The following is a 17,589-nucleotide window of genomic DNA, read 5'->3' on the forward strand; positions in this document are numbered from 1 at the left end:
TGCGCGGTGATTTCAAAGCAGACCCATACTATACCTGTGTTTTTCTCGCCACTTTAACGGAAAGCAAAAATGACCGTGCGTTTTGTGTAAAATTCAGTTATACTGACGCATGCACTTTTATAAGGAGAGTTGTCCGAGTGGCCGAAGGAGCACGATTGGAAATCGTGTAGGCGCCTAAAGCGTCTCCAGGGTTCAAATCCCTGACTCTCCGCCAGAGCTTTCACGGCGCCTGCGGGCGCCGTTTCACCCTTGGAGGGGTGGCAGAGTGGTCGAATGCGGCGGTCTCGAAAACCGTTTACCCCTTCGGGGGTACGAGGGTTCGAATCCCTCCTCCTCCGCCATGTTGTTTGTTTCAGACATACGGTTTTAACTGTGGTTTTATAAACTCTAAAAAGGTTCAATTCGTCTAAACATTACAATTTGTACGTAATGCCTGAACAGGTCTTTTCATTTTCTCGGGACAAAGTAGGGGACAGAAAAGGGACAAAGTGTATTTATCAAAGAATCAATCATTTTTGAGCTTAAATAGCCGGCTGTGATACTCCGGCTACTGTAGTTTAAGCTCTTAAAATCGATTGTAGTAAGCCGTTTACCTGCTCATTTGTAATGGTAAAACCGGCATAAAAAACCCCCTCCCGCACGAAGCGAGAGGGGGTTTGTTTGAGGAGAGCTTGCTCCCAAAAATCAACAGTTACAGTATACCACTTGAGCCTTAGTGCAATGCTGTCAAGCGTCCCTGTGCGTCTGTGTCAGCCTGCACGGTGCTGTCAGACAGTACCGAGCCATCCTCAGCCACAGCGTAAGCGTGGCCGTCCAACACATGTACACCCTTGTCTAAGAGGTTGCCATTTTCTCCGGCAAGATACATCTTGCCGTCAACCTTAAAAAGCCCGGTAGCTATAGCACCCATGGGAGCGCCCGCATCCGGCTTGAGGTAATAGCGATAGCGTCCGACATCCTGCCAACCAACAGCCATAGAGCACTCGTAGCCGTCTTCGACCTCGCGGAGATAGTACCAGTGCTCACCGTCAAAGTACCAGCCTTTGCGAGCATAGCCGTCCTTATCAAAAGCGTACCAATAGCCATCAATAAACGCCCAGCAATCGTAGTACCACGTCGTAGAGCTTAGCGCATACCACCAGCCATAATCGTTGTGTACCCAGTGCGGGGTAAAGGCGGTATCGGTGCCACCTGCAATTCTCGCCCAGCCAGCAGGCTCGATTTGCGCCACATTAAGGTCGCATCGACCACCTGAGCTTGAGAACTGCCAAATGGTCCAATCTTGCCACGCGCCGGTGTTATAAATCATCTCCGGCAGCTCCCACGAGAAGCGATTGTCCGGATAGCCTGCAATCCACAAAGCGCAATCACTCGCGCACGATGCCACGTGAGGACGTCCAGCCGGATAGGTATATACCACCGGCCATATACCGGTACGCTCGTGTACCCTATCAACGAAGCGGCGCGGCCAGGTCGTGGAGCCCCAGGCGTCGTTGTCAGTAGTCTCCCAGTCGAGTGCTAAGAGAGCGCGGCCGATATAGCCACTAATACGGTCGAGGAAAGCGTCAGCTTCAGCTGCGGGGTCTCCACCGTCTGCGTAGTGGTATACGCCAATCAGCTTTCCGTCAGAAAGTGCTCGCTCAAGCTGAGCCGTCATATAGCTATTCATTGGTCGCGTGCCTTGTGTTGCTTTGGCAATCACGAAGTCAGAGCCGCTGTAAGCCGTCTCCACGTAGCTGCTGTCATAGGTACCGCCACTTATGGACTGGTAGCCGGAGACATCGATACCCTTAAGCATTAGTGCCACCCTCCATAGCAGTATGAGTTGGCTTCTCAGATGGCTTTGTATATGTCATTGCGCGTGCAGAGTCGCCGAGACCCTGTGTAGTCGGGTCATTGACGATGCCCAAAATCGACAGCACCGCAAAAGCGGCATTGATAATGTCTGCAATCTGGCGGTTCAGTACGACAAAATCCCACTTATAGCCAAAGGGAGCCGCACATACCTGCACAAGCAAAAGTACAGCCGGCACAATGGCTAACCAAAAAGCTTTATTCTTCATACGTACGGTTAAATTGATCATGGTTGATCCTTTCTCTAATGTGAAAAACGGTTGAAAAAATAACCAAAAATTGCAGCTATCACGAGCTGTGTCAGCTGCTTTATTGCGTCTCGCCAGCTCTGGGCCGGTCTCTCTTTCAGCTCCTTAAGGTCACCTTTAATTTCGCCAAGCATGGCGGAGATGTTATTAAGCTCAGTGCGCACTGCAATACCGTCCATCCGGAGCTGATCTATTTGCTTTCCGTGCTCAGTAAGCCGTCTATCGTGTATCTCTACACGATCTTGTAGTTTGGCAACTTCGGTGGCGATTTCACTATCTTCCATGTGATTTCACCTCCCCTACGCAAAAGCCTTAGGCATGACAAGGCATAGCCCACTACAGTACCCAGAGCTGCTGTTGTAAACCCATATATCGCCGTATGAGCCGCCCACGCCATCAACCCATACGCCAGCTGTAGACTGCGCTTGCTGTGTTGCAAGTACTACGTAGTTGCTGTCAGCCGGGCGCCATTTCTCCGGAAGCTTCTCAACGGTGTGCACACCGGAGTATCCGGCCGGAACGTATACATCCAAGAGCAAAAAACCACCATAAATACGCCACTTGACATATGCACGAGGTATGACATTTGAGCCATCTGTTACCTTCATCGTGACCCATGGCGTGACGGTAAGCAGGTTTACCATGTGAGCAAAACTTCCGGCCGCTGTACGCTGCGATGGGTCATCTTCGTGATAGCTCATAACGTACTGCTCGGCATCAAAGGAGATGCGCGAGCTGTGGCCGAGAGTAAGTGCGTTAACTCCAGCCCGTAGAGCCGTTACGTAGAAATCTTGCTCATTTTTGATGCGGAGACTTTCCGAGTGCCATTCGACACACAACCACTCCCCAACGCTGTCTTTAATCTTCTTTGCACTGATTACCAATGCACCAGCGCAAAGCTTGATGACAGCCGATACGTTGTTCTTTGCGAGCTCAATCAACCCTTTGGTAATAGAGGTCTGCTCCGTATTACCATCCATGACATGTAGCCCTTGATGGTCAACTGTCGTGTGAGCGCTTGACTTGCTCCCTACGTGCGCTCCGTCTGCGTCAGTGCTAAAAGCATTACCGAGCTTATCTACTGCTTGCTTAGCGGCTGTAGCCGTCTCTTCAGCTTGTGTGGCAACTGTACCGGCTGCACTGGCCATTTGTTTTGCTTCTGTTGCCTTGCCGTCTACTGCTGCAGCTTGCGTGGCCGCAGTCTTGGCCTGTGTCTTGGCGTCATGTGCTTCTTGACCGGCTGCCTCTGCGGTCTCTTTGGCTTCCGTAGCTGCTGCTTTAGCCGCTGCAACATCAGATACAACCGTCGTGACGGCTTGCGCTGCCTTCTCGGCTTTGGTACTTACTTCTTCCACCTTAGACGCCGCGGCATCCGCCTTCTTAGTCGCCGTAGTGACTTGCTCTTCCACTTTGACAACGGTCTTTTTGGCTTCCTCGGCTTTCTTGTCAGCTTTGACAGCGCGGTCATCTACCTCTGCCACCTTAATAGTGGTTTTCTTGGTGTCCTCCGCGATAGTGCGAGTGGACGCTGAGAGCGCTGTGACGCGTCGTTGCTGAGCGTCTGCGTCGTCTTGTGCGCTTGTGCCTTCCTTAGTGAGCGTAGATGCAATGGCACCGAACTTATACTTTGTGTGAGTGGGGTCACAGATATCAATCGTACGGCCCACGCAAAGCATCATGCGAGACAGTCCGTGCGGCTTGCTCTCGACAGACACTCTTTCGAGGAAGTTAATAGGTCGAATGCTCTTATCTGCGTAGTGCAGGTCAAAGGCTGACACCTCGATAGCGTCATCAAAGCGCGCTGCTGCGAGCTCGGCCATAGCCTTCTCGGCGAGCTGCTTTTTGTCGGCTATGTCTCGATACTGGACGGTTTTCTCGATGACTCCGTAGCGCTCTGATTTAGTCTTATCAACGATTGCGTCGCCAAGGATATAGTAGTCAGGGCTGACGGCTACATACACGCCGTCTTGCTCTCCATCATCGATGGTAACGTCGTGCTCGTGCTCGCCCTCGCCTGCTTTTCCAACTGGCACAACAGCCGTAAAGATATCCTTACCGTCAGCGCCGGTTGAGAGATCTAAAAGATTTTGCCCGAGCTCTACAGCCTGTGTAGACTCCGCAGCACCGCGAGAAGGTAGCCAGTCGATAACAGAGCCGTAGTCATCGTATCGCACGCGGAAATAGCCCCCACAGAGCTTTGTAAGCTTGTCGCGCATCTCTTTTATCGTGGTCGGACGACTTCCAGTGCCACGCTGCAGACGTCCATAATCAATGCCTGCATTGATGCCAATACGAAATGTTGAGCAGCGATTTGCTACGTGTTTGTTGTGCTGGTCGATAAACCATGAAAAGAGCTTATCGGCTTCTTGTGGAGCATTGACAGGGCAGTCGATCTCTTGCGTGTCATAGGTCTTGTAAGGCCGTACGGTCGTATCGTTGAGGTAGGCCATAGCGCTCTCGCAAACGATCTTTTTCTGTCCATCCATGTCCATGGATACAGAGCGTATACGGCCGCGAAAAAGGATCTCTCCGCTCTCAATCTCTTTAAGTTCGACTTCACGCTCGGTTGCCATGACTGCATCATGGCCAAAAGTAGACCAAAGCGGGTGTGTGGGTGCAATCTTAAAAGTAAGAGTCGGGGATTGTCCCGACTCTTCTTTCAGCTCTGCGCTTATGACCTGTATATCGGTACGCGGGTTGTGGAGCACTTGCCCCGCATAGTTCATGGCATACATCGGTTATGCCGTCCTTTCCCACATGAAGACTGACCTGTAAGGCGGCATGTTGTTATGTGGCTGGTTGCCACCAGTCGCGTCTACTCTAAAGCGGTAGTCAGTGTGTGTGTCAGCAGATGCCGCTGACCACTGGTTACCGCCGCCCCAGTCGGTGCCATAGTGCATGGAAGTATCGTGGTTGTGCGAAGGCATCTCAGCCACAGTAAGCGTGTGCTCTTCCTCGCCGCCGGTAGAGCCTACTGGGTGCTTCTGAGATTGCGCCAGCAAAAAGACGCCATTGATAGGCGACCAGGTACCGCCGAGGAAGGTTCCGGGGTCGGTCGGCTTGGTAGACTGGTAGATGCTGCCTACCGGATAGAGGGCATCGAGCAAATCGAAGTTTGTTGCCAGGTCCTTTATGGTTTGCGTAACCTCGTCGGTTACATCAGGTTTTATAAGCTTGAGATTCTTTGTCTTGGTACTCATCAGATATCCTTCCATTCAAAGGTAAGGGTTATGTCGTTGCCATCGTGAGATTCGTTGTCGCCAACATAAGCGTTGTCATGCCACATACCGTGTATGCTGTCCCATGTCCTGCCTGTATAGGCAGACCACTTGATGCCTTTAAGGCGACCGATGCCGGCTCTGGCCATATAGCCAAAACGCAGACTTTCATACTTGCTCCACGTGTCACCCTTATAGTCGCGCCATATGGCTGTACCGTAGTTGGGAGTAGTGTTTACCACAACAATGTTTTTGCCGTTGTGTAACTTAGCATCTTCATTTACCCAAGAACCAGCGTCTAAAGCAAAGCTTTGGCCGTTGATGTTGATGATCGTAGAAGTGGTGCAAGTTATTACTGGGGTAACTACCTTAGCGGGACCGTTTACGATGTAGGTTTTGCCGAGCTCTCCGTTAAGGACGTACTCATAGACTCCTTTTGATTTGTAGGGGTCACACGTAACCTTAATCTTTACGCCAACGGTCTTTGTGTAGAGCTTTTGAGACACAACTTCAAAGCGTCCGCGATAGGTATAGGGCTTATCCCATGAGAGAGTAAAGTTATAGGTTCTGCCGTGCAGATAATTTCTAAGAGCAGTAAGAAGCTGTTCAATGTCTTCCCATCCGTCGCACTCAATCGGATAAAGCGTGAAATCAATCGAGCGTGTCTCAAATAGGGGTCTGCCGGCCATCCACTCAGATAGATCGATGATGCCGTCGGAACCTGGTATCTCTACATGCGAGACCTTTTGCTCCGGCGGATCATCGTTATATGAGGTGAGAAAACATTGGTAGGTCTCACAGAGAGGTGTACCGCCTACGACAATTTCGGCTGTCATCTATACGCCACCACCTTTCTCTCACCAAGGATTGCATCAACGTAGGGAGTGACAATTCCTCCGACTTCGCGGCCATCCATGTAGATCTTCAAGCTCCGAATGTCATCGCGGAGTGCTCGGAGTTCTTCTACAACGTTGATTTGTCCGGTATCAGCGGTTTCGACAGCATCAACGACATAGCCTTTAAGATTGTCGATTGGCAGTATTGCTTCGTCGCCTGCTTCACCACCGCCCATAAGGCCGTTGCGATTTGAGCCGAAGATAGTCGGCTTGGTAAGAATGGCTCCTTTGGCATACCATTCCACTCCAAGGTGTGGTATCGATGGTGGATTAAGAGAGAAGCTGCCTGTAATCGAGAAGTGTGGAAGCTTGATATGGGGTAGCTCAATGTGCATACCACTGAAGAATCCCATAATCCTACCGGGAACACCTGCGATGAAGTCAACGACTCCTTGAACCTTGCTACGTACGTTACCGATGACGCTTCCCACAGCAGACTGAAATGAGTGGAAGGCATTACCAACGGCAAAAACGGCGCTTGAGCATGCAGAAAATGCTGATTGTGCAAAGGCTGCAAATCCGGATATGGCAGTGCCAATAGCAGAAAATATTGAGTAGGCGATATTGCCCAGTATCGTAAAGGCACTACCAAGGTTTGAAAGATTTGCACTGACGGCAGAAAGTAACGGCTGCAACGCCTGTATTGCCACACTTAAAGCAGCGCCGAGTATGTTTGCTACTGGTTGAAGCATGGCAAACACACCCTGCAGAACCGATACTAGAAGGTTGAAAGCGCCATTGAGCAACCCTAGGGCAGCGTTAATGACCGGGAGGATAGAAACGCCAAGCTGAATGAGAGGATCAATAAAGGGTTGAAGGATGCTGTAGAGTGATCCCGTAAGATCAATCATCCCTGTTAAGACGGTAGTGATGATTTCGCCTACACTTTGGAAGATCTCACCGACTTGGTTTATGGCGTCAGAGTCACTAAGTACGTTGCTGATGCTTTCGCCAAGCTGGCTGAAGAAGTCAAAGATGGAGCTAAACTCCTCTTCCAGTGAACCAAATATTGCGTAGACATCAATACCGGTGACATCAATAAACCGGTCAATAGCAACTTTGTTGGCATCCATAAAGCCGGTAATGCCGTTATAGATGCTGTCAGCAATATCTGTACCGATACTACTCAAGTCAACGCCCTCAAAAAGCCCGCTTAAGTTTTGTGTGAGACTACCGGCAAGCTCCGGTAGAGAGCCAAGCAGAGACACTGCGGCATCAAAGGCCCCGCGCAGCCCATCGGCGATGCCTTGGGCTATGGCTTTGAAGTCGATATTTTCAATGACGGTATGGATAAGGTTGCCGAGCTCTGAGCTGACTCCTGAAATGACTCCAGGAAGTGAAGCAAAGAGCCCCTGAGTAATACGGGCAATCGTTGGGATCAGGTTCTTGGCTACATCTCCTACCGACTTAAGCAGCTTCTCGGACATGCCTTCGATATCGCCGTTGGGATCGGCGATAGCAGTGAGCCAGTTCTCCCAAGCCGCCTTCATGGTCTGAATAGAACCTTGAATAGTTTCGGATGCCTCATGGGCAGAGTTGCCCATAATACCCTGCTGCTCTTGGATGTCATGTATTGCCTGGACTACATCGCCGTACTTTTCAATCGTAAGATCTCCGGCGCGGCCGTTTGCCTTCTCGAACTCGTTGGCGTCTTTGATGAGACGTTCCATCTCGGTCTTCGTGCCGCCGTAACCGAGCTTCAAGTTGTCAAGCATGGTGTAGTTCTGCTTGGCGAAGCCTTGGTAGGCATCTTGGACGGACTGAAGATTAGTTCCGAAGATAGAGGCGTTATCTGCCATATCGGTGATCGCCATGTTGCCCGCGGCTGCGGCCTTGACGACATCGCCGCCAAAGGATTGCTTGAGGGCTGCTCCCATGCTATTCAGCTGATCCATGTATTGGTTCATGGAAACGCCGGCAATAGCATAGGCGTCTTGCGCATTTTTCATTACCTGGTCAGACGCGCTGCCGAAGATCTTCTGAACACCACCGGAGAGCTGCTCAAAGTTTGCATAAGAGTCAAAAGCCTGTTTTCCGACAGCAACAACTGCCGATCCAATGGCGGCGACTGAGGCAGTTACACCGAGGGCAGCAAGCTTCATGCCACTAAAAGCACCAAACGCTGCATTGCTATTAAACCCTTTTAAGGAAGGAATGATAGAAATGTACCCGGAGCCTACCTCTGTGTTAGCCATGTTCACCTCCTATAAGGGTTAGTTGTTGTCCCACCAGTCGTTAAATTCACTGATGGGGATTGGGTCTTTGCCATAGCGCTTTGTTGTTTCTTTGACTCCCGGACGCTTAAGTGGCTTCGGCTTCGGTTGTTTCTTGGTCGAGTTGGTTGAGCTATAAAGCCACATCAGCCAGTTCAACTGATCGGAAATCGTGGCCAGAAGCTGAGGAATGATTGCGCTCGACTCCCATGTTGCAAACTCGGCATACTCAGGATTGAGTTCTTGCCATGTCTCACTTGTTTTGGGAAGTCTTTTCACAAAAGAGGAGAGCGCCCTAAAACTAAGACGCCCTCCCAAATCATCCAGAGTAAAGCTTGTTGTTGTCATAAGGTCATACTCAAGTGCCTCGGTGTGCTCGACAACCAAACACGCGAGACTTATTATTCCCCCGTTGTAGCGCCTCCGGCATCTGTACGGAGTTTGTTCCACTCACTCATAAGTACCGACAAATCGGTAACACTGAGCTCTTCTACCTTAGGCATATAGGGCTCAAGAAAGCGGATGAACCACTCAACGGCTTCGAGATTTTCTGTATCCGGCATTACCATGCCGGCACGGCGTACATCTGCTAGTGTCGGCTCAAGTGGGATATGGCACACCTTACCATTGACCTCAACGTCAAGTGTGGCGTGCTTGGTTACGAGTTTCAGCATTATTTGGTCACGACTCCATCGTCCAGATAGATATAGATACTGTTGCCGGCGGCATCACGCTGGCACTTGAGTGTGATGGGCACCTTGATAGGCTCAGAAGCTTGGAAGGTCATCTCACTCGGTGGAATTGCCTGCCCGCGTGGGATAACGATTAGTACCTTCGCAGCGCCATCTTTTATCTTGTAAACCCAAGAGCGAACCTCAGGCAGTCGCGCGCCAATGGCGAGCTTGATTTGTGTGCCGTGGCTATTTGTTGCGGGAGTAGTAGTTACCGACTTGGAGCCAAAGGCGCGGATAAGCGAACGCTCACTCATTTCGAGTTCGGTGTATTTAATCTCACCGTTAAACGATTCTAAGAGTTGTCGCACCGCTGCACCATTTGCTTCGGTGATGTCTTTTGTCGAGAAGTCGGTAGTGAGCTGTACACCATCGCTATCGACGTAGCCCGAATCCTTAAAAGCAGCGTTAATAGCGCCTGTTACATCAGTCGGAAGAACAGTACCAACGGGGGCATCCAAAACCGCCCCCGTGGTCTCTTGATCAAGAGCACCGACTAATACTTTACTTGCATCAACGGCCATAATTAGACCTCCTCATTTTTGATGTTTATTTGCATTTGAAACGTGACTTGCCAAGTGGTATAGCCACCGTCTTGCACCCCATAGCTGAACACGTTTGGAACATCAACCTGGTTGATGTGTTTGTCAGTAGGGGGCGTTAGTTTAAGTGCGATTGCGAGTTCGTGAGCAAGCTGCTCACACTCAGCTTCGCTTTTAGCCCAGATTGACACAGTGTATTCAGGGCTATCATGTGGATAATCCATAGTTCCACCGGTACGGTCAATCTGAGTAAAGGTGTTCGGAGTATCACGAGGAACCCTAGTCGAGCAGGGGACTTTGAGCGTCTCGGATACCCACTTCACCATAAACTCCATAGAGCTAAAGATCATAGTTATCCTTTACTGTTTCCCAGAGCCTTCTGCAGTGTGTTATGTAAGACGTTTGATCTCATAGCATGTCTGTCGGCGGTATAGACAACGCCGTGAGCACGCTTTTTTCCTACGGTCACACGTGCCCCATAGCGGCGTCCTCCATACATGGACGTTGCGCGATCTCTTACCTTTTCAGCTTTTCTTAAGAGTTTTCGCTGCATCTTGTCGCCTTTAAGCAGTTCATCAAGCTTGCTTGGCTCATAACGTAGATGCACCGTACCGTGAGCAGTGGATGCGCTGTATGTCTTAGCCATCAGTCGCTCCTAAAGGTACAATGCAGCGCCACGGCCACCGAGGTGGCAACATCTTATCCGGGTATTCGACGGGCTCTCCGATGACCGTAAGCCACAGCTTGCCATCTGTACTGACTTTGGCCTTCTTAAGCCTTTGAGCCCATCCCTTTGGGAAGTAGGCGGTTGCCCTGATCTCAACGCCTTCTGGGCGCTCAATCACAAGGTCTTTTGGCTGGCCGGGGGCAAACATACATCCCTCGACCGGTACCGGCTCAGCATACGTAAAAGTCTCGTTGCCCAGTCGGTCTTTACCGGACGATGTGCGCTCTTTTACAAACAATGTCATCTTTGGGTGATACATCACGGCTCCTTTGGCAAGGGATTTGCGTAGAGCACGTCTCCCTCATCAACCCCAAGCAGATTCTTCTCAAACGTCGTGAAATAGATATCTCCTGTGGGATTGGCATACGATGTCGAACCTTGAAATTGTGACGCCATCCAAGACTGACTGGTTACGCCGATAGGCGTCTCTTCTCCTGCTTGCAAAACTCGTATCGTTGCCTGACAGACAACAAGCTTGAGCACAGCTGGATCCTTATCAGCCCAATCGCAAAGAGAGGCAACAGCGGCAGTGACAAGAGAGAGCAGGCTTTGAGCCCGCTCCCTCTCACTGTCTTCAAGCGCTGGATAGAGTGCTTTAAGGTCATCAAGCGTGGCAAAGGGATGCTCCGGGGCTTTGGCGCCCATGTTAGGCACTCTTTAGGACGGAGAAGCCCTTGGGATCGATAACAGCCCAGCTGTATACGACCTCAGCGCGGTAGGCGATCTGGCCCAAGCGCTTGAGATCGCCAAGGCCGTCGGGGTCGCCGGTCTCAATGATCTCCAGGTTGATATCACGGACGATGCCCCATTTGATAAGGGAGAAGTCTCCCATGATAGCAAGCACCTTGGTAGGCGTCTTAGCAAGGGCGCCGGAAACGGTATTGGACGTTGCAGCCGGGATGCCATCAACAGAGCCGGTCTTAAGGTTTAGCGGAATCTCGGGGAAGAGACGCAGTCCAGTGTTCTTGACGCGAACCTTGCGAAGCGCCGAGGCTTGGGTCTTAGAGAGTGCAAGACCGGAGATATCATATCCCTGGTCTACCTTGTCGGCCATCGTATCGAGGTCTGCAGCAGCGTCAGTCGTAGCGGTCACTGCAGTGGCTCCTGCGGTCAGCGCAGTCAGGCCGGCAACAGCCAGTCCGGTAAGCGGATTTAAGGCGTGGAAGACGACATAGTCAAGACCACGGCCGAGGGCGGCGGAGGACTTGTCGACGATGGCGTCGACAATCTTGAGTTGGTTGTCCTCATCAGCCCAGCGAACCTCATCGGAGAAGCGGACCGTGACAGACAGCTTCTTAATGATGTGGTCGATAGGCTCTGTCTTAGCTTCGGAGGGATTGTGCGGCGCATTCTCGCCGACGACTTCCGCCTCAGGATCCTTGGTGAAGAGGATAGAGGAGCGGTTGGCAAAGATAGCAGGAGAGGAGGCGGAGAGTGTCTGAATCACAGAGGTGTCCGCCACCTTGCTAACGAGCTCGTCAGCAACCTGAGAAGGGAGCTTGATGTTGGTAGTAGAAAACGGAGTAGCCATGATGATTCCTTTCGTTAGTTGGTATGGCCAAATAGTTGTGCGGCAACTTCACGCTTGGGATCGTCGTTTGGACTTCCCATAGTGAACTTGCCGGGATTGGGGACCTTTGCCCCCGCTTTGGGCTTGAAATACGCAACCATAGCCTCTGCAGCAGAGCGCATCTCCTCTTCGGTGGCACCATGGATGAGCGCTTCCGGAATGCCGACATCAGCGGCAACCTTAGCCTTCAAAGCTCGTGTTGCCTCCGTTGACTTAAGAGCGGCAAGCTCCTCTTCAGCTGTCTTCGCTTTTTTGAGTGCCTCTTCAAGTGCTGCGCTCTGGGAGTTTTTGAGCTGCTCAAGCTCTTCTTGGGCGCTTGAGTTTTCCTTGCTGCGCTTCTCCCATTTGCGTGCCTGGCTTTTCCAGTATTCGAGCGTATTCTCGCCTGCTTGCTGTGCAGCTTGCGGATCGGCAGTTGGCTCAAGCGCTGGATCTGTCGTTGGGTCTGGCATTTCTTGCCCCTTTCCGGCCGTGCGGCCTAATAAAAAACCAGCCGTGCGGCTGGTTGGTTACACATAATGGCTTCCCGCCTGCGAATCGAACACAGATCTCAAGAACCAGAATCTCGTGTTTTGCCGTTAAACTAGCGGGAACTGTGGTATATTGTGGTTAACAGGGTTGGTCCTGCCCAGTAATGGGGGGGGTCAACCCTCGTTTTTTATAATCAGGAAGTCTGTTCCTCCCGGAGGGACGTACCATACTTCGTCATAGTATCTTTTGCACCTCCTGATAGATCTCATGTCGTCTTCATATGAGCGAGTGCTTCCCTCGGTTGTAAGGATCACAATTTTTGGCTGATCGCATTTCAGGTTGTCCCATTTCTTTTTAGCGGATCCGAGGTTATCCTCAATGGAATGTTTACCGCCACCTGCATTCTTATGCTCAACGAAGAGGTGCTGATCTCGAAGCCAAAAATCAATGTTCTTACTGCCATCCGGTGCATCTTCAGGTAGCGCGACAGGACTGAATCCCATTGAGGAGAGGATATCTATCCCGCGTTTCTCATCAGCCGATAGCTTTTCACGTGGTTTGATGTACCAAGGTTTCGTTACCTCTCCTCTATAGAGCCAGTCTTTATTTCTCCTACCAGCTTCTGCAAGGACTTTGTCTCTCAACTCTTTGTTGTTTTCGACTTCCTCAAGGCTTTCCTTGATACCGAGATTCTTGCAGATGGTATTGAAACTCTTCTCTGTTTTCGTATGGTCGTATCCGCCGACCTTCGTCCCAGGCTTGCCGGCAACCACCTTACACTTGCAGTGGTTGTGATAGTGGGAGTTGGCGCCAGCCTCTGAGTATACGAATCCGCGGGACGCCAGCATGGCACAAAAAGCGCATTCGCCGCCTTGCGGTACGCGGGCAAACCTCAAACCATAGCGCTTGCCGGCGTTTATCATCGTTCTGTTCGCCTGTTGTAGAACCTCGCTTTGCATGATGTTGCCGCAGGCTTCCATGAACTCATCTCCATGCAAAGCATTATTGGCAGCGTATTGATCGACTTTCTCGCGGTACTTGTCGTTAACAAAACGCGGTACTTTTGCAAGATCGGTATTCTTCGCCTCGAGGCCTGTAGACTCCTCGAAGAAATCAAGGGCTACAGACCCTGCAGCATCCCCATAGGAGAGGGTCGTACTGATAAGGGAGTTGCTGATGAGCTCCATAAACTCACTATCAGACATGTCAGGGTTGACCTTGATACCGGCGCTTACGAGCTTCTCGAATGCCTGCTTGGCCTTGCCCTGCAGCTTGGATAGATTGCTGTGATATGCATCCATCGCCTGCTTAGAGATATTCATGTTTACTCACTTTGCGTTGCTTCCCGAACAAGGTTCTGTGCAGCCAGGCGCTTGCGGTCGGCTTGAAGCTCCCTCAGTTCGTCATCCTTATAACCGAGGTCGCGCAGAGGTACGTCGGAGTTTGCCATCCATGGGAAGGCCGCTACGCGCTTAGTGACCGCATCGGACATAGATACCGGAGAGGGCGTCTCCGGCTTAGCAAACAGTGTCGTTATGTCATAGGCCTTGAGAGCTTCAAAGAAGTTCAGGTCATGGGTCACCGAGAGCGCCATAGTAGCGACATTCGTGAAGGCGCGCTTACAAGCTAGGATATAACTGTTGATGTCAATAATGGCGTCTTCCTGGCTAGCTATGATCGCGTCGGCGGATGTCGGGTTTGCGGTCGTGAAGCTGAGTGAGGACAAAGGCACATTTGTTGCATCTGAGAACATCGATGCCAAGAGTCTCATGTAGTCGCTGTGCGGCTGCATGGTCAGCTGAGGGAGCTGTCCGTAGTTCGGTATTTGCTTGTTCTTATTTGGCGTTCCAACGAAGATCGACCCGATGAAGGCGCCAAAAGGAGTCTCTGCGATCTTTTTCGCCTGTTCTTTATCGGCTCCCATAAAGAACTTTTGTGGGGCAGAAGCGAAAGCAGCTGTTGCGCTCATGTTCATGATCTCACGTTGCGCATCGTCAACAAGGCTCATTACCGTCGGGGTGATACGGGAAGTACCGAAGGGATGCTCCAAGGTCCCGTGGTAGGCCACCTGCTCTACGGGAACTCGTCCCATGGCATGCTCTGCTTCATCAGCTACCCAGCGCCCATCGACAAGAGAGAGTACTATGAACTGAGTATCGGTAAAGACGTATACCAGCTTGGGTGTCTTGATGTTATGTGCACGGTTCCACTCGACGTCAACAACTACAAGCGCCGCTGTGATCCGCTTTAAGGCATCAGACCAAAGAGCTGACGCCGCTGTGGCAGGATATCCCGACACCACGACATCAGGCTCACCAAGCTCTGTATTGCCGGAAGTGACGCTCACAAAGGCTACCGAATGGCGAAGTGAACTCATGGTGACCTTACGAACCAGGTTGTCCATATCGTTTTGATGAGCAATTGCATAGAGCTCGTCTTTTATGGCATTGTCTGTAGAGTTAAAGCCCTCAAACTGCACGCGGTCCGCCCACCAGTTAACGCATTTCGCGGCCCAGTCGATTCTGGGATCAAGCTTACAGGAGATCTCCGGCAATACCGAAACACCCAGATCTTTAACCTTGACGTCTCCGGCATAGTACTTGTCGCGAAGGCGGTTTCGGTAGTAATGCCTGCGCCACACCTCCACAAGCTCCATGACAGTCTCACGGTTTTTAGGTGATAAGTTGGCTGCAGCGGCCATAGACGCACTTAGTCCTCTGTCGATCATCAGAAGTAGACCTCCCCAGCCTCTTCGTCTTCAACTTGGCTTGCCATCCAAAAGGCGAGGGTCGCAGCTTCTGCTACAGCTGCACCCTCACCATCAAATCCCCAGCCGCCCGTACGGCCAATGGGGCGTTTATACGATTGGGTTATCGCTTTTGTTAGCTCATCTTCTTCATCCTCATCTAGGATGTCCGGCTCATACCAGGTAAGTGTTTGCTCACTGACAGCGTCGACAAAGTCAACGTTTGCCGTTACCAAATCAGCTGGCGTTGGACTTATGAGGTTTTCTTCAGGAGCGGCTTCACCGATGCGCTTGATAAGCGACTCGGCGCCTGCCTTGCCATCAATCACTACCGGCACAGTCTGCGCTCGTTTTGTGACAAAATCGGCAAGCGCCTTCTTCCCACCGATACTGGCACGCTTATCGACAAGCTCCACGTGGATGTGATCATCTTCTTTGACAGCCACGCATACCGCGAAGTATGTGCCATCGACGGAGAACTTGACGCCATAGGCTGTAGGTTTTCCCTGCGGCGCACAGTGCGTTTTACAGGCATCCCACGTCTCCTTGTCAATAAGAGGCGCTCCGGCTCCTCCTGCAAGCTCCTGCGGCGTCAGCCATACGCCCAAGCACTCCTGCGCGAATTGCAAATCGTCCATCTGCTTGCGTATCTCACGCAGAGCAGTGACGTTAACGATGCCGGCGGCAAGAGAAGGCGCTGCCTTATACCAACGGCTTTCATCTGAGACGTCTCCTACCTCTTCAAGCCCATATTCAATCCAGCAAGTGTTTTCAACGTCGGTTCCAGCGAGGGCTCGTGATCTCATCTTTTCAAACTTGTCTGCTACAGATCCTGCGCGGCGAGGTGTGCCCATATAGATGTACTGCGGGTTCTCCATAGGACCGCTTGAGGTTGTTGGCAAAAGAGCCTGGACGTGCTCAGGCAAAAGTTCTTGTGCCTCGTCGATGACGACAATGTCAAAGGTGTTGCCAAGGTTTGCTGTCTTAGTACGGGTTGAAAAGGCAATGAAGCCCTCGTTCTTATCGGCTGCATAAGGCTTGAACGTATAGCTTTCCTGCGCCGTCTTAGATGACACTCTGCAAAGGCGATCATTGAAGTACCTGATGCCACGAACAGAATCGTGAACTTTCGTTCCCAAGATGTTTCGGAAGTCCTCAAGGGTCTTCATGGTTGTTGAATAGTTGTGCGCCGTCCAGAGAATCCGTGCTCCAAAAACCATGGCAAGCATGATGGAATACCACATGATGATTGTCGTTTTGCCATTTTGACGCGGGATGGCAAGGCCGATGATTCTCTGTACAAACTGGAGCTGCTCATCAACGGCGGCGATGATTTCCAAATCTCTTAGTTGCCAGTCAGCAAATGTTACATTTGCTTGGTCGGCGAGTGTGACTACGAGCGGCGACAGTGATTTTTCATAGGGTTCATGGATACAATACCTAGGATCCAACAACGAGCTTGAGGGAGCGCTCAAGTGGGTCGTCTGTGCGGTCTTGCTTGTCATCGACCTTTGCTCCCTCCAACTCTTCAATTTGCATGCAGACGGCTCGATACTCTTTTGCGATGGTCGCTATGTTTCTCGTCTCGGCAGTAAGTAAGCTTTCCCTGAGCAGATTGCGTTCTTCTCTGAGACGTGCGGCAGTATTTTGCCGTTCACCCTCACGGAATGGGACTGCATACGAGACGCCAGGCAGCTCTTTGAGGGCATCTTTGACCGTTGTTTCACGCTTTCTGTACTTTGCGGCGTACTTCTGCACGACCCTGATAGACCGGCCTAATGTCTCCGCAATCTTCTTATTTGGGACATGTTGTTCTTTGGCTTTCAGAATGTAGTCAATTTCTGACTGGGTCAGCGGGTTTTGTGGCGTCATTACACCTCCTTTTCTGTAAGCGTGCATATGTGCACATGAGGGCGTGCACCCATTGTTTGGACGGTCTGAAAAAACGGCTCTATGCCGCCGAGAGTGCCGCTACTACCTGGGCGGGGAGGGTTAACACGCCCCTTACCACTGTCGAGAACGGTATATTTTTCCGGCGTTCATCCCATGAACGACTTTGTTACTTTTCTCGCGATTACAATGTCTGTGAGCAGCCTGTACGTTGGCACGGTCCAGGGCTGCCGCCTGTCCTGATTCATAGGGTCCCGCCCAGCAGCGCTGCTGAGCGTTGTACAACCTCAACCAGTATCGTGATACCGGTACAACTTCATCCACCTCGAAGGCATCTGGATGGTTTGCCGGCAGGCTGTAGTTGATTGGCTCGTCGCAAATTGCGCAAGGCAACTGCTGAGCCATGAGCCATGCCCTAAGCTTTCGACGGGCATTCCCATTGGTCTGCCGTACGTTCTTTGCCATGACGCCCCAATCAAAAGC

At 51.3% G+C, this 17,589-nt stretch carries 21 protein-coding genes and 2 tRNA genes; 2 read left to right on the plus strand and 21 right to left on the minus strand.

Translation table 11 applies throughout. The features are described from left to right. Positions 1-123: 123 nt before the first annotated feature. Positions 124-214 (plus strand) — tRNA-Ser (locus HMPREF1527_RS05320). 37 nt (positions 215-251) lie between these two features. After that, a tRNA-Ser gene (locus HMPREF1527_RS05325) sits at positions 252-341 on the plus strand. Between the two features lie 371 nt (positions 342-712). Here HMPREF1527_RS05325 and HMPREF1527_RS05330 read toward each other — a convergent pair. From HMPREF1527_RS05330 to HMPREF1527_RS05430, 21 genes are all read right to left on the minus strand, one after another. After that, on the minus strand, positions 713-1,798 hold the full coding sequence (locus tag HMPREF1527_RS05330; RefSeq protein ID WP_016477676.1) for a GH25 family lysozyme: 1,086 nt from the start codon (positions 1,796-1,798) through the stop codon (positions 713-715). Next, on the minus strand, positions 1,791-2,084 hold the full coding sequence (locus HMPREF1527_RS05335; protein WP_016477677.1) for a phage holin: 294 nt from the start codon (positions 2,082-2,084) through the stop codon (positions 1,791-1,793). The genes HMPREF1527_RS05330 and HMPREF1527_RS05335 overlap by 8 nt, the downstream gene beginning before the upstream one ends. A 14-nt stretch (positions 2,085-2,098) precedes the next feature. Then, positions 2,099-2,386: a hypothetical protein gene (locus HMPREF1527_RS05340; RefSeq protein ID WP_016477678.1), complete on the minus strand. Its 288-nt coding sequence runs from the start codon at positions 2,384-2,386 to the stop codon at positions 2,099-2,101. Between the two features lie 15 nt (positions 2,387-2,401). Further along, positions 2,402-4,837 (minus strand): phage tail protein, encoded by a 2,436-nt coding sequence (locus HMPREF1527_RS05345; RefSeq protein WP_016477679.1) that lies wholly within the window; start codon positions 4,835-4,837, stop codon positions 2,402-2,404. 3 nt (positions 4,838-4,840) lie between these two features. Continuing rightward, on the minus strand, positions 4,841-5,302 hold the full coding sequence (locus HMPREF1527_RS05350) for a hypothetical protein (protein ID WP_016477680.1): 462 nt from the start codon (positions 5,300-5,302) through the stop codon (positions 4,841-4,843). After that, positions 5,302-6,156: a hypothetical protein gene (locus HMPREF1527_RS05355; protein ID WP_016477681.1), complete on the minus strand. Its 855-nt coding sequence runs from the start codon at positions 6,154-6,156 to the stop codon at positions 5,302-5,304. The genes HMPREF1527_RS05350 and HMPREF1527_RS05355 overlap by 1 nt, the downstream gene beginning before the upstream one ends. Then, positions 6,153-8,411 carry a hypothetical protein gene (locus tag HMPREF1527_RS07565; protein WP_016477682.1) on the minus strand — a complete coding sequence of 753 codons (2,259 nt, stop codon included), beginning with the start codon at positions 8,409-8,411 and terminating at the stop codon, positions 6,153-6,155. Before HMPREF1527_RS07565 ends, HMPREF1527_RS05355 begins: the two co-directional genes overlap by 4 nt. Before the next feature lie 18 nt (positions 8,412-8,429). Then, a complete protein-coding gene (locus HMPREF1527_RS05365; RefSeq protein WP_035433718.1) occupies positions 8,430-8,816 on the minus strand; it encodes a hypothetical protein in 387 nt (128 codons plus the stop codon). A 14-nt stretch (positions 8,817-8,830) separates the two neighbouring features. Next, complete coding sequence (locus tag HMPREF1527_RS05370) at positions 8,831-9,103, minus strand: hypothetical protein (RefSeq protein ID WP_016477684.1); 273 nt, start codon at positions 9,101-9,103, stop codon at positions 8,831-8,833. Next, entirely contained in the window at positions 9,103-9,684 is a 582-nt protein-coding gene (locus tag HMPREF1527_RS07570; RefSeq protein WP_016477685.1) for a hypothetical protein, read from the minus strand. The genes HMPREF1527_RS05370 and HMPREF1527_RS07570 overlap by 1 nt, the downstream gene beginning before the upstream one ends. Positions 9,685-9,686: 2 nt before the next feature. Next, on the minus strand, positions 9,687-10,052 hold the full coding sequence (locus HMPREF1527_RS05380; protein WP_016477686.1) for a hypothetical protein: 366 nt from the start codon (positions 10,050-10,052) through the stop codon (positions 9,687-9,689). A gap of 2 nt (positions 10,053-10,054) precedes the next feature. Next, positions 10,055-10,348 carry a hypothetical protein gene (locus HMPREF1527_RS05385; RefSeq protein WP_016477687.1) on the minus strand — a complete coding sequence of 98 codons (294 nt, stop codon included), beginning with the start codon at positions 10,346-10,348 and terminating at the stop codon, positions 10,055-10,057. Next, positions 10,341-10,688 (minus strand): hypothetical protein, encoded by a 348-nt coding sequence (locus HMPREF1527_RS05390; protein ID WP_016477688.1) that lies wholly within the window; start codon positions 10,686-10,688, stop codon positions 10,341-10,343. Before HMPREF1527_RS05390 ends, HMPREF1527_RS05385 begins: the two co-directional genes overlap by 8 nt. After that, positions 10,688-11,074, minus strand: coding sequence for a Gp19/Gp15/Gp42 family protein (locus HMPREF1527_RS07575; RefSeq protein ID WP_016477689.1), 387 nt, complete (start codon positions 11,072-11,074; stop codon positions 10,688-10,690). Before HMPREF1527_RS07575 ends, HMPREF1527_RS05390 begins: the two co-directional genes overlap by 1 nt. Before the next feature lies 1 nt (position 11,075). Further along, entirely contained in the window at positions 11,076-11,960 is an 885-nt protein-coding gene (locus tag HMPREF1527_RS05400) for a phage major capsid protein (RefSeq protein WP_016477690.1), read from the minus strand. A 14-nt stretch (positions 11,961-11,974) separates the two neighbouring features. Further along, entirely contained in the window at positions 11,975-12,451 is a 477-nt protein-coding gene (locus HMPREF1527_RS07580) for a hypothetical protein (protein ID WP_016477691.1), read from the minus strand. Positions 12,452-12,643: 192 nt separating this feature from the next. Continuing rightward, positions 12,644-13,675, minus strand: coding sequence for a hypothetical protein (locus tag HMPREF1527_RS05410; RefSeq protein ID WP_156825456.1), 1,032 nt, complete (start codon positions 13,673-13,675; stop codon positions 12,644-12,646). A 119-nt stretch (positions 13,676-13,794) separates the two neighbouring features. Continuing rightward, on the minus strand, positions 13,795-15,198 hold the full coding sequence (locus tag HMPREF1527_RS05415) for a phage portal protein (protein WP_016477693.1): 1,404 nt from the start codon (positions 15,196-15,198) through the stop codon (positions 13,795-13,797). Continuing rightward, complete coding sequence (locus HMPREF1527_RS05420) at positions 15,198-16,721, minus strand: terminase large subunit (RefSeq protein ID WP_156825457.1); 1,524 nt, start codon at positions 16,719-16,721, stop codon at positions 15,198-15,200. Before HMPREF1527_RS05420 ends, HMPREF1527_RS05415 begins: the two co-directional genes overlap by 1 nt. Then, complete coding sequence (locus HMPREF1527_RS05425; protein WP_016477695.1) at positions 16,657-17,088, minus strand: hypothetical protein; 432 nt, start codon at positions 17,086-17,088, stop codon at positions 16,657-16,659. Before HMPREF1527_RS05425 ends, HMPREF1527_RS05420 begins: the two co-directional genes overlap by 65 nt. 132 nt (positions 17,089-17,220) lie before the next feature. Beyond that, on the minus strand, positions 17,221-17,571 hold the full coding sequence (locus HMPREF1527_RS05430; protein WP_035433723.1) for an HNH endonuclease: 351 nt from the start codon (positions 17,569-17,571) through the stop codon (positions 17,221-17,223). Positions 17,572-17,589 lie beyond the last annotated feature (18 nt).

It is taken from the genome of Atopobium sp. oral taxon 199 str. F0494 (genome assembly GCF_000411555.1).
Taxonomy (GTDB): domain Bacteria; phylum Actinomycetota; class Coriobacteriia; order Coriobacteriales; family Atopobiaceae; genus Lancefieldella.

Excerpts from the sequence above, each read along its gene's own strand:
- HMPREF1527_RS05370 (WP_016477684.1), bottom strand. The coding sequence starts at position 9,103 with ATGCTGAAACTCGTAACCAAGCACGCCACACTTGACGTTGAGGTCAAT.
- HMPREF1527_RS05425 (WP_016477695.1), bottom strand. The coding sequence starts at position 17,088 with ATGACGCCACAAAACCCGCTGACCCAGTCAGAAATTGACTACATTCTG.
- HMPREF1527_RS05390 (WP_016477688.1), bottom strand. The coding sequence starts at position 10,688 with ATGTATCACCCAAAGATGACATTGTTTGTAAAAGAGCGCACATCGTCC.
- HMPREF1527_RS05340 (WP_016477678.1), bottom strand. The coding sequence starts at position 2,386 with ATGGAAGATAGTGAAATCGCCACCGAAGTTGCCAAACTACAAGATCGT.
- HMPREF1527_RS05385 (WP_016477687.1), bottom strand. The coding sequence starts at position 10,348 with ATGGCTAAGACATACAGCGCATCCACTGCTCACGGTACGGTGCATCTA.
- HMPREF1527_RS05330 (WP_016477676.1), bottom strand. The coding sequence starts at position 1,798 with ATGCTTAAGGGTATCGATGTCTCCGGCTACCAGTCCATAAGTGGCGGT.
- HMPREF1527_RS05380 (WP_016477686.1), bottom strand. The coding sequence starts at position 10,052 with ATGATCTTTAGCTCTATGGAGTTTATGGTGAAGTGGGTATCCGAGACG.
- HMPREF1527_RS05355 (WP_016477681.1), bottom strand. The coding sequence starts at position 6,156 with ATGACAGCCGAAATTGTCGTAGGCGGTACACCTCTCTGTGAGACCTAC.
- HMPREF1527_RS05335 (WP_016477677.1), bottom strand. The coding sequence starts at position 2,084 with ATGATCAATTTAACCGTACGTATGAAGAATAAAGCTTTTTGGTTAGCC.
- HMPREF1527_RS05430 (WP_035433723.1), bottom strand. The coding sequence starts at position 17,571 with ATGGCAAAGAACGTACGGCAGACCAATGGGAATGCCCGTCGAAAGCTT.
- HMPREF1527_RS07575 (WP_016477689.1), bottom strand. The coding sequence starts at position 11,074 with ATGGGCGCCAAAGCCCCGGAGCATCCCTTTGCCACGCTTGATGACCTT.
- HMPREF1527_RS05350 (WP_016477680.1), bottom strand. The coding sequence starts at position 5,302 with ATGAGTACCAAGACAAAGAATCTCAAGCTTATAAAACCTGATGTAACC.
- HMPREF1527_RS05415 (WP_016477693.1), bottom strand. The coding sequence starts at position 15,198 with ATGATCGACAGAGGACTAAGTGCGTCTATGGCCGCTGCAGCCAACTTA.
- HMPREF1527_RS07570 (WP_016477685.1), bottom strand. The coding sequence starts at position 9,684 with ATGGCCGTTGATGCAAGTAAAGTATTAGTCGGTGCTCTTGATCAAGAG.
- HMPREF1527_RS05410 (WP_156825456.1), bottom strand. The coding sequence starts at position 13,675 with ATGTCTGATAGTGAGTTTATGGAGCTCATCAGCAACTCCCTTATCAGT.
- HMPREF1527_RS07580 (WP_016477691.1), bottom strand. The coding sequence starts at position 12,451 with ATGCCAGACCCAACGACAGATCCAGCGCTTGAGCCAACTGCCGATCCG.
- HMPREF1527_RS07565 (WP_016477682.1), bottom strand. The coding sequence starts at position 8,411 with ATGGCTAACACAGAGGTAGGCTCCGGGTACATTTCTATCATTCCTTCC.
- HMPREF1527_RS05345 (WP_016477679.1), bottom strand. The coding sequence starts at position 4,837 with ATGTATGCCATGAACTATGCGGGGCAAGTGCTCCACAACCCGCGTACC.
- HMPREF1527_RS05400 (WP_016477690.1), bottom strand. The coding sequence starts at position 11,960 with ATGGCTACTCCGTTTTCTACTACCAACATCAAGCTCCCTTCTCAGGTT.
- HMPREF1527_RS05420 (WP_156825457.1), bottom strand. The coding sequence starts at position 16,721 with ATGACAAGCAAGACCGCACAGACGACCCACTTGAGCGCTCCCTCAAGC.